Source organism: Micromonospora sp. NPDC049529 (assembly GCF_055586685.1).
Window position 1 is genome coordinate 57,169 of the sequence record NZ_JBVJHT010000032.1, and the last position, 9,561, is coordinate 66,729.

The 9,561-nt window shown below is 70.8% G+C and carries 12 protein-coding genes and 1 pseudogene; 8 read left to right on the plus strand and 5 right to left on the minus strand.

From position 1 onward, the window contains the following. Nucleotides 1-6: 6 nt before the first annotated feature. Nucleotides 7-444: a DivIVA domain-containing protein gene (locus ACZ6QQ_RS35465; RefSeq protein WP_465882294.1), complete on the minus strand. Its 438-nt coding sequence runs from the start codon at nt 442-444 to the stop codon at nt 7-9. 184 nt (nt 445-628) lie between these two features. Here ACZ6QQ_RS35465 and ACZ6QQ_RS35470 point away from each other — a divergent pair, with 184 nt between their 5' ends. From ACZ6QQ_RS35470 to ACZ6QQ_RS35485, 4 genes are read left to right on the plus strand one after another with little or no spacing between them, the layout of a single operon-like run. Further along, nucleotides 629-1,174: a SigE family RNA polymerase sigma factor gene (locus ACZ6QQ_RS35470; protein WP_465882296.1), complete on the plus strand. Its 546-nt coding sequence runs from the start codon at nt 629-631 to the stop codon at nt 1,172-1,174. Then, nucleotides 1,161-2,573: a hypothetical protein gene (locus ACZ6QQ_RS35475; protein ID WP_465882298.1), complete on the plus strand. Its 1,413-nt coding sequence runs from the start codon at nt 1,161-1,163 to the stop codon at nt 2,571-2,573. Before ACZ6QQ_RS35470 ends, ACZ6QQ_RS35475 begins: the two co-directional genes overlap by 14 nt. A gap of 51 nt (nt 2,574-2,624) precedes the next feature. Beyond that, nucleotides 2,625-3,254, plus strand: coding sequence for a helix-turn-helix domain-containing protein (locus ACZ6QQ_RS35480; RefSeq protein ID WP_465882300.1), 630 nt, complete (start codon nt 2,625-2,627; stop codon nt 3,252-3,254). Further along, the gene (locus ACZ6QQ_RS35485; protein WP_465882302.1) at nt 3,254-4,510 is read left to right on the plus strand and encodes an MFS transporter; all 1,257 of its coding nucleotides are present in this window, start codon (nt 3,254-3,256) and stop codon (nt 4,508-4,510) included. Before ACZ6QQ_RS35480 ends, ACZ6QQ_RS35485 begins: the two co-directional genes overlap by 1 nt. 412 nt (nt 4,511-4,922) lie before the next feature. Here ACZ6QQ_RS35485 and ACZ6QQ_RS35490 read toward each other — a convergent pair whose 3' ends face one another. Both ACZ6QQ_RS35490 and ACZ6QQ_RS35495 read right to left on the minus strand, forming a co-directional pair. Further along, complete coding sequence (locus ACZ6QQ_RS35490; protein ID WP_465882303.1) at nt 4,923-5,141, minus strand: hypothetical protein; 219 nt, start codon at nt 5,139-5,141, stop codon at nt 4,923-4,925. Continuing rightward, nucleotides 5,138-5,404 (minus strand): hypothetical protein, encoded by a 267-nt coding sequence (locus tag ACZ6QQ_RS35495; protein WP_465882305.1) that lies wholly within the window; start codon nt 5,402-5,404, stop codon nt 5,138-5,140. The genes ACZ6QQ_RS35490 and ACZ6QQ_RS35495 overlap by 4 nt, the downstream gene beginning before the upstream one ends. Before the next feature lie 437 nt (nt 5,405-5,841). On the opposite strand from ACZ6QQ_RS35495, the gene ACZ6QQ_RS35500 reads away from it, so the two are divergent. The 4 genes from ACZ6QQ_RS35500 to ACZ6QQ_RS35515 all read left to right on the plus strand — a co-directional run bounded on the left by ACZ6QQ_RS35500 (nt 5,842) and on the right by ACZ6QQ_RS35515 (nt 8,153). Beyond that, complete coding sequence (locus ACZ6QQ_RS35500; protein ID WP_465882306.1) at nt 5,842-6,627, plus strand: helix-turn-helix domain-containing protein; 786 nt, start codon at nt 5,842-5,844, stop codon at nt 6,625-6,627. Then, complete coding sequence (locus tag ACZ6QQ_RS35505) at nt 6,624-6,815, plus strand: DUF397 domain-containing protein (protein ID WP_465882307.1); 192 nt, start codon at nt 6,624-6,626, stop codon at nt 6,813-6,815. The genes ACZ6QQ_RS35500 and ACZ6QQ_RS35505 overlap by 4 nt, the downstream gene beginning before the upstream one ends. 211 nt (nt 6,816-7,026) lie before the next feature. Further along, complete coding sequence (locus ACZ6QQ_RS35510) at nt 7,027-7,614, plus strand: helix-turn-helix domain-containing protein (RefSeq protein WP_465882309.1); 588 nt, start codon at nt 7,027-7,029, stop codon at nt 7,612-7,614. Next, nucleotides 7,611-8,153 (plus strand): GNAT family N-acetyltransferase, encoded by a 543-nt coding sequence (locus ACZ6QQ_RS35515; RefSeq protein ID WP_465882310.1) that lies wholly within the window; start codon nt 7,611-7,613, stop codon nt 8,151-8,153. The genes ACZ6QQ_RS35510 and ACZ6QQ_RS35515 overlap by 4 nt, the downstream gene beginning before the upstream one ends. On the opposite strand, the gene ACZ6QQ_RS35520 is transcribed toward ACZ6QQ_RS35515, so the two are convergent. Together ACZ6QQ_RS35520 and ACZ6QQ_RS35525 are read right to left on the minus strand one after the other, a co-directional pair. Continuing rightward, entirely contained in the window at nt 8,143-8,433 is a 291-nt protein-coding gene (locus ACZ6QQ_RS35520; protein ID WP_465882312.1) for a DUF1707 SHOCT-like domain-containing protein, read from the minus strand. The two genes, ACZ6QQ_RS35515 and ACZ6QQ_RS35520, sit on opposite strands and share 11 nt — an antisense overlap. A gap of 23 nt (nt 8,434-8,456) precedes the next feature. Further along, nucleotides 8,457-9,413: pseudogene (locus tag ACZ6QQ_RS35525) on the minus strand (ROK family protein); the annotation flags it as partial. Nucleotides 9,414-9,561: the final 148 nt, after the last annotated feature.

Below are 9,561 nucleotides of genomic sequence, written 5' to 3' on the forward strand. Positions count from 1 at the left end.
ACCGTCCTACCGGTGGCGCTCGGCTGAACCGTCTTCCGGCGCCGGGGGCGCGGCGTACCCGGACTGTGGGCCGGCGTCGGCGGCGGCCCGCGCGAGGATCTCGTCCGCCTCGACCCTGGCCGCCCGCAGGATCTTCGCCGCCTCCCGCCGGGCCTCGGCACGCTGGTTCTCGGCCTGCTCCTCGGCCAGCCTCAGGATCTGCCCCACCCGGTCGCCGAGCCCGGTCAGCGTCGGTCGGGGATCGCGCTCGCGCGGCGTGGACGCGGGCGCGTCCCCGTCCGGGGCGACGAGCGAGGTCGGCTGCGACCGGGGCCGGACGAGGAGCAGGGCCAGGCCCACGAGCAGGACCGCCCAGGCGTAGCCGTGGGCCGCGCCGTCGGTCATGGCGCCGACACCGATGCCGATGCCGGCCCCGACCACCACCATCGCCAGGTACCTGGACATGACAGCCTCCCGCCCTCGTACGCCGCCACACATGGTCTCCCATCCGCGCAAGCGGGGGCGATGTCCGGTTCGTACCCGCATTGGCGAAGCCCGTTGTGATACGCGTCGCTGCCGCGTACTCCGGTACAACCGATCGGCACCCCGACCGACTTGACTCTGCGGAATCCACAGGAGGGATCACGGCGTGCAGGCGGAGCTGGAACAGGAGTACGTCGAATTCGTCACCGCCCGGCTCGCCCGGATGCAGCGGATCGCGTACCTGCTCTGTGGCGACGCCCATCGGGCCGACGACCTCGTACAGCAGACCTTCACCACCCTCTACGTGCAGTGGCGACGGGTCCGCGCGGTGGAATACCCGGACGCGTACGTCCGGACGATGCTGGTCCGGACGTTCCTGAGCGAGAAGCGGCTGGCCTGGTCGTCGCGGGTCGACCTGACCGATTCGGTGCCGGAGCGGATCACGCCCGAGGGGCCGGGGGTGGAGGATCGGGCAGTGCTGCGGGACGCGCTCAGCCGGGTGCCGAAGCGCCAGCGGGCAGTGCTGGTCCTCCGGTTCCTCTGCGACCTGCCGGTCGACGAGGTGGCCCAGTTGCTCGGCTGCTCGCCCGGCACGGTGAAGAGTCAGACCTCGCACGGACTCGCCGCGCTGCGGCGGCTGCTCGGCGCGGAGACGCTGGCGGCCTGGGATCCACGCGGTGTGAAAGGGGGGCGAGTAGTTGCGCGAGTTTGACGACGACGAGTCGGCCCGGTCACTGCTGGGGATGCTGGCCGACGACGTACCGCCGCCGCCGCGGGTGGACATCGGCGCGCTGGTCCGTACCGGTCGGCGGCGGGCCCGGCGTCGGCGGCTGGCCGGGGCCGCCGCGACCGCGTTGGTGACGCTGGGGGCGGTTGCCGTCGTGCCGGTGGTGGTCGACGTGGCGAACCGGTCCGGGCAGGAGCGGCCGGTGACGGCCGGCGGGGCGGCCCAGCCGGAGGAGGCTCCGTTGCAGCCGGCGGTCTGCACGCCGTACCAGTTGCCGCTGCCGGAGCCGGAGCCGACGATGACCAGCGAGGTGCTCGGCGGAGACCCGTCCGGCCGTTACCTGGTTGGCACGGCAACCGACAGGCGCGGGCAGTCGTACGTGCTCCGGTGGGACCGGGGCCAGCTCACCACGCTCAAGGTGCCGATCACCCAGCCGACGCACCTGGTGGTCAACGCACGCGGTGACGTCGCCGGTGACGGTTACACCGGGGACGCGAAGCGGGGCGAAACCATCGCCTGGGTGTACCGGGACGGCCAGTTCACACAGTTGCCGACGGGCGGCGGGGTGCCGCTCGCCGTGGTGGGGATCAACGAGCGCGGCGACATTCTCGGCACGATCCAGGGCGGCACGGTCGTCGCGCCGGGCGTACCGTCTCCCACCTCGACGCACGCTGGGGTCCCGTCGGAACCCGGCGCTGCCGGTGGGGCGGCGGATCCGTACAACGGGTCGGCTGACATTCCGGCGGGCAGGCTGGGCAAGACCTATGGTCTGCGGTCGGTGATCTGGCCGGCGGGCAGGCTGGACGACGTCCGTGCGCTGCCCGTTCCGGCGGGCGCGGGCTTCGTGACCCTGGCGGGAATCGACGACGACGGCACGGCAGTCGGCACGAGTCTGGCGAAGCCCGTGGTGCCGATCGGTGCTCGGGTCGTGGATCCGATGACGGTCGGGGCACGCGGCCTGGTGTGGGCACCGGACGGCACGGTTCGCGAGTTGGCCGCGCCGCCCGGGTACGGGCCGGACGTCTCGATCCAGTCGATCCGCAACGGATGGGTGATCGGTTCCTACCGGAGCCCGTCGGACGGCATGGTGACGGCGCGGTGGAACCTGCGCACCGGTGAGGTACGGCCGCTCTCGCTGAGGTTCGTGACCTCGGTCAACCGCTACGGCTGGGTGGGCGGGTACGTGGTGGACGCCAACGGCACGCTCGCCCCGGCGCTCGCCACCGACGACCGGAACCTGGTGCTGCCGCTCGCGAAAGGCTTCGTCCGGACCGGTGAGCTGCCGATCAACGTCGTGATCAGCGACAACGGCCAGCAGATCGGCAGTGTCCTGGACAACGCCACCCGGAAGGCACGGGCGGCGTTCCGCTGGAGTTGCGTCTGAGTTCCGACCCGCTGATTGCAAAGGAGTCTTTGCAAGGCTAGCTTTGCAAACATGTCCGAGGATCAGATCAGGCTCGACCCCCGTTCGCTGCGCGGCATCGCCCACCCACTCCGGGTGCGCATCCTCGGTCTGCTGCGCGAGCACGGGCCGGCCACCGCGACCGGCGTGGCGCAGCGACTCGGCCAGTCCACCGGCGCCACCAGCTACCACCTGCGCCAACTCGCCACGTACGGCTTCGTGGTCGAGGACTCCGAGCGCGGGGTGGGACGAGAACGCTGGTGGCGGGCCGCGCACCGGTCCACCACCCTCGACTGGGAGAGCGTCGTTGGCGCACCCGCCGACGCGGAGGCGTACATGCGGGCGGTCGCGGGGGCATACGCCGACCAGGTCGAGCGGTGGCTGGGTGAGGCCGCCGGGACCGAGCCGAAGTGGATCGAGGTGAGCACACTCAGCGACTGGCGGCTCCGGCTGACCGAGGCGGAGGCCGCCGAACTGCACGCCGAGGTGTTCGCGCTGGCCGAGCGCTACCGCCGCAACGACCCGGACGTTCCGGCACCGGACGACGCCGAGTCGGTGGTGCTCCAGGTGCAGATCCTGCCGTTCACCCGCCGACCTGACGACGATGTCTCCACGACCGCCGTCGGACCGTCCGACGGCGGCTCGACCGGGGACGCCGACTGATGAGCCGCCGGACGCCGCTCGTCGGGCTGCTGACCGCCGAGGCGATCTCGCTGGTCGGCAGCCGGATGAGCATGGTCGCGCTGCCCTGGTTCACTCTCGTCTCCACCGGCAGCGCGACGAAGACCGGGCTGGTGGCGTTCGCCGAGATGCTGCCGTACGTGCTGGCCTCCGCGTTGGGTGGGCCGCTCGTCGACCGGTTCGGCGCGCGCCGGACGAGCATCGTGGCCGACCTGGGCAGTGCGGGCGTGGTGGTCGCCGTACCGCTGCTCTACCGCGCCGACCTGCTCGGCTTCGGTGCGCTCGTCGGGCTGGTCGCCGTCGCCGGACTGCTGCGCGGTTTCGGTGACCCGGCCAAGCAGGTCATCTTCCCGGAGACGGTCGCCGCCGCAGGGGTCGACATGACCCGCGCGACCAGCCTGCACGACGGGATCGGCCGGCTCGCGACACTGCTCGGCGCCTCGCTCGCCGGCCTGCTCATCGCCGCCCTGGACGCACCGACGGTGCTGCTGCTCGACGCCGGTACCTTCGCCGCCGGTGCGCTGATCGTCGCGGCCACCGTGCCGCGCCCCCGGCCGACGCCGGAGCCGGAGCGGGAGCCCGATCCGGTCGAGTCGGAGTCGTACCTGCTGGCGTTGCGGACCGGGCTGCGGTTCATCCGGCAGGACCGGCTGATGCTCGGCCTCCCGCTCCTGGCCTTCGTGACGAACCTGGCCGACGCGGCGTACGGCACCGTGCTCGCGCCGGTCTGGGCCCGCGACGTGGTCGGCTCCCCGGTCGCGCTCGGTTTCCTCTCCGCGGCGTTCGCCATCGGCGCGGTGCTGGGCAACGTGGCCTTCACCGCAGTGGCGCCGAGGGTGCCCCGGTACTGGGTGTTCGCGATCGGGTTCCTGATCGCGGGCGCACCGCGTTTCGTCGTGTTCGCCATCACCGACCGGCTCTGGGTCGTCTACGTCGTCTCGTTCGTGGCCGGGGTGTCGATCGCCGCGGTCAACCCGATCTTCGGTGCGCTCGCCTACGAGCGGATCCCGCAACAACTCCGGGCGCGGGTCCTCGGGCTGACCCGCGCCGTTTCGTACGCCGGGATCCCACTCGGCGGCCTGCTCGGCGGAGCGGCGGTCGGCGGGCTGGCGCTGCCGGCGGCCTGCCTGCTCTTCGGGATCGCGTACCTGGCGGTGACGCTCTGGCCGTTCTTCGACCGGGCCTGGCGGACCATGGACGAGCGTCCGACGCCGGCCCGCGAGCCGATGCCGGCCTGACCTGTACCGGAATCGCCCGGCGCCCGGCCGGTGCCCAGGGGACGTACATCAAAGATGATGTGAATACGCAATCTCTGATGTAGAAGATAATTGCGATACTCCGGTTCGCCGCTCGGAGGGTCAGATTGATCGCAGTCGGTGGCCGGGCGGCGGGCCGGGGATCCAACCAATGAATCGGTTGTCGAGTTGCGCCGGATCGAGTTCGCCGAGCTCGGTCGCCGCCCGGTCCCGAAAGTGGGTCATGAAAGTCCGGAGTCGGTCCGGATCTCGCTCGTAGAGAATCCGCAACCGGTGGCGAAACGTCGGGCACGGCCACGGCTTACAGCAGTCGACACATTGCCACCTGCTGTCGTTGCGGTGCGCGGAAGTCAGGTCGTCGTCCACCGTGCCGGAGCCTTTCTTCTACGTGTCGTCACACCAGGTAGATCTCGCGTGTCGTGCCCTCCGTGCCGGTGAGGGTGAAACGGCCGTCCGGCGCGAGTTCGTGCAGCAGGGCGGCGACCCTGATCGCGCGGTTGATCGCATCGGTGCGGTTGCCGTCGACGGCGGCGAGCCGGCTGAGTGCGTCGTCGGCCGACGAGGTGAGGTTGAAGGTGACCTTGACCAGCCGGGGACGTTCGGACTCGTTCATCGGCGGGGGATCGGCGGCCAGCCGACGAACCGGGCGTAGAGGTCCTCCGGCGGGGCGCTGGGCCGAAACTCGGCCAGGTCATGCAGCGCGTCGATGTACTGGGCGGACAGGTAGAGGCAGAGTGCGATCCGGTTGCGGTGGAACTCCGCGAGCAGCATCAGTCGGGCCGGACCGCACGGCCACCGCGCCGCGCAGACCCGACAGAGCCAGGTCGGCCGCATCGGCACGTGGGGCCGCATCCGGGTACGGCCGGCCGTGGTCACGCCGGTCCGGGCGGGTCATGCCGTACCCGTCCGGAGACACCGATCGCGAACGGTTCCGGTGGCGGGGGAGCGGGTGTGGCGGCGTACCCCGGTCCTCGGTTGGTCGGACGTCTGCGGGTGGACGGAGCCGGCGGGAGGTCGGTTGTCATCTCGCGCGGTGGATCGTTTGTCGGTGCACTCGCATTTGTTGTCGTGACGGATTCGCGTCTCTCGTCCAGCACTGAGAATCTCCTTTTGACATGCATTGGAAGGGGCCGCCACAGGCATGACGTATGGGGGAGCCGGGGCGGCCCCGCAGTCCCGCCCGTCCGGGTCCCATTTGCCGATGGGTCCGAGCGGATCCGCTGAATACACTCTGGACTATGCCCCCGATCCAGGGCAGGATTCTTCGATGTACCGTCCGCGTCAGCTCACGTACTTACAGACGGAGTAAGTAAATGAACATCGATATGTGGATCCGGGCACTGAAGGCCGCTCGATCAAGTGCCGGCGTCTCCCAGGAAGGGCTCGCGACTCTCATCCCCTGGAGCACGTCGACCATCGCCGCGATCGAAACCGGTCGCCGCCGACCGACGATGGAATTCGCGGTGGCGGCGGACACGGCGTTGCACACCGGCGGCCTGCTGGCCGAGATGCTCGACCTGGTGAACCGGGAACGGACGGAGAACTGGTACGCCAAGTGGCGCGGATTCGAGGAGCACGCGGTTGGCCTACGCTCCTTCGAACCCTGCCTCATTCCGGGCATGCTCCAGACGGAGGACTACGCCCGAGCGATCATCTCGGCCGGCGGCCTGCTGCCCGAAGCCGAGGTGGAGAAGCTGGTCGCGCTGCGGATGCAGCGGCAGCAACTGCTGTTTCGCGATGATCCACCGTTCTGCATATTCGTCCTGGACCAGAACGCGCTGACCCGCCCAGTCGGCGGTCATGCGGTGCTCGACGCCCAGCTCGGGCACCTGAAGCAGCTCGCCGGTCTGCGGCACGTCCGGATCCACGTCGTCCCGGCCGACTGCGGTGAATACGTCGGCCTCACCGGCGGTTTCATGCTGGCGGAGCTGCCTGACCACGACCAGGTGGTCTACCTGGAAAACGTCGCCCGTGGACAGGTCGTTGACGACCCGGATCTGACCCGGTTGATCAACCGTAAGTGGGATAGCATTCTTGGAGCAGCCCTGTCTGAGCAAGCCTCGTTGGAACTGATCACGAAGCTGAAGGTGACCCCATGACCCCCACTCCGCAGTGGCGGAAGTCGACGCGGTCTGGCGACGGTGCCAGCAACTGTGTCGAGGTTGCGGACAACTTGCCCGGTCGTGTCTTCGTCCGGGATACCAAGGATCGTGACGGTGGGACGCTGACCTTTGCTTCCGACGCGTGGCGGGCGTTCGTCGCCGAGGTGGCGACCCGTCAGCCGTAGCGACCCCTGTTGAGCCCAGCGAACAGCGCCCGCCCCGGCCATCGGAGGCGGGCGCTGCTTTGGTGTGGCTGCGCTCGCCCAGTCGGGCATCATGCGGGAATCCGATGATCGCGAAGGGTTTGGCCTGCCATGACGAGCCAAACTCTTCGCGATCAAGCGCGTTGCCCGTGTGCTCTGGCGTACCTCTCGGTTTCGGGATATCTTCCCAGATGTGGGAGGAACCAGCGAGGCCGAAGCACAACTGAGCCCCGCCGACGCCCGGCTCGCCGCCCGCTTGGCAGGGTTGCGGAGCGAGCACGGGTGGTCGCTGGACGAACTGGCCAAGCGATCCGGGGTGAGCCGATCCACGCTCTCCCGGATCGAACGCGGCGAGATCAGCCCGACGGCGTCGCTGCTGGGCAAGCTCTGCACGGTCTACCAGCGCACCCTGTCCCGGCTGCTCAGCGAGGTCGAGTCCGATCCACTGTTGCTGGTGCGCGCGGCCGACCAACCGGTCTGGACCGACACGACCACCGGCTTCCGGCGGCGTTCGGTGTCACCGCCGCACGCCGGACTGCGGGCCGAGGTGATCGAGGGGACGCTGCCGGCCGGCGCCACCATCGGCTACGACGAGCCGTCGGTGCCCGGCCTGGAACAGCACCTCTGGCTGCTACAGGGCAGGTTGCGGCTCACCGTGCAAGGCGACAGCTACGGCCTCGAACCCGGCGACAGCCTGCGGTTCCGGCTCTGGGGCCCGTCCCGGTTCGACTGCCCCGGCCCGACGCCCGCGCGGTACGTACTCACGCTGGTGTTGCCGTGACCGGGGCGACGCCTGTCGAGCGGGTAGACGCCGACGGACTCGATGACGGCGCACTCGCCGAGCTCGGTGACGTACTGCACGCGTGCGTCGAGGCCGGGGCGAGCGTCGGGTTCGTGCCGCCGTTCGGCGTTGCCGACGCGCGGCGTTACTGGCGGGACGTACGCGGGGCGCTGGCGCCGGGTGCACGGGTGCTGCTGGTCGTCCGACAACAAACAAGGATCACCGGGACCGCGCAGGTGCTGCTGACGATGCCGCCCAACGGCCGCCACCGCGCCGACGTCGGCAAGGTCCTGGTGCATCCGGCCGCGCGCCGGTCCGGGCTCGGCCGGGCGCTGATGGCCGAGGTCGAGCAGGTCGCCCGGGAGTACGGGCGCAGCCTGCTCGTGCTCGACACCGTGACCGACTCCGCCGGTGAACGGCTCTACCGGGCGCTCGGTTACCAGGCGGCGGGGGTGATCCCCGGTTACGCGCTGTCGACGCAGGGCACGCTGGAGGACACCAGGGTGATGTATAAGGTGCTGCCGCCGATCAGCGGGTGACCGCCATGAAGACGTACAGCAGGACCAGGGTCGTCACCGCGACCGCGACGACGACCAGCAGGTCGCGGCGGCCGTTGGTGGCGGCGGCGTCCGCCGGGGGCGGTGCCGTGGGCAGGTCACGGGTGACCTCGGCCAGCTCGCCCAGCGTACGGGCGGAGTAGACGACACCGAGGCGTTCGGTGAACTCGTCCAGGGTCAGCCGGCCCTCGGCGGTGTGCCGTTGCAGGTCGTCGACCACCCGTTGCCGGTCGTCGTCGCCAGCCCGCATCTGCACGTCCACGCTGGACAGCGTACGCACGAACGTCAGGCGGCGGCATCCAACGGATCGGCGAGCAACTGTTCGAAGGCCAGCTCGGCCGCGCCGATCAGCACCGCCTCGTCACTGAGCTGCGGGGTCCGCAGCCGCACGTGGTCGCGGGGGACGGGCAGCGCCATCGCGTTGAGTCGGCTGCGTACCTGGGTGGCGGCGGCGAGGTAGATGTCGCGCAGCGGGCCGCCGAAGATCACCACGTCCGGGTTGAAGATGTTGATCAGGTTCGCCACGCCGAAGCCGAGCCAGTCGCCGACCTGCCGTACGGCGGTCTTCGCGCTGGCGTCCCCGTACGCCGCCGCCTCGACCACCGCGCGGGCCGCGTCGTGCCCGAGCGCGTGGCCCCGACCGGCGGCCTGGAGCAGGGCGTACTCGCCGATCTCGGTCTCCCAGCAGCCGCGTGAGCCGCATCCGCACGGCTGGCCGCCCGGATGCACCACCATGTGGCCCACCTCGCCGCCGAAGCCGCCGTGTCCGGTCAGCCGCCGCCCGCCGACGATGATGCCGGCGTCGACGCCGACGTCCTGGTGCAGGAAGATCACGTTGTCCAGGCCGGCCGCCGCACCCCTGATGTGTTCGGCCAGGGCGCTCACGTCGGCCGCCCGGTTGACCAGGATCGGCCGGTTCGAGTCCAGGTCGGCGGTGAGCACCGGGCCCAGCGACCCGTCGACCCAGTCGGTCGGCGGGTGTACGTGCACCGCCCCGTCGCGCCCGCGCATCATGCCGCAGACCGCCACGCCCCCGCCGACGTAGACGGAGCCCTTCGGCACCGCCTGGAGCATCTCCTTGAGGAAACCGGCCAGCACCGGCACCGACTCCTCGGCCGGCAGATCCGGTGGGCGGGGTGCCTCCCGCCGGTCGAGCACCACACCGCCGAGCCCGACCCGGGCCACCCGCAGCCGGTCCACCTCGATGCTGAACGCGTACGCGTAGACCCGGGCGGACTCGGGGGGGGGGGGAGAGGGAGGGGGGGGGGGGAGGGGGGGGGTGGGGGGGGGGGGGGGGGGGGGGAGGGAGGAGGGGGGGGGGGGGGGGGGGGGGGGGAGGGGCGGGGAGACCGAGATCAGATGTTTCGAGTGGCGCTTGGCGGCGTTGTTG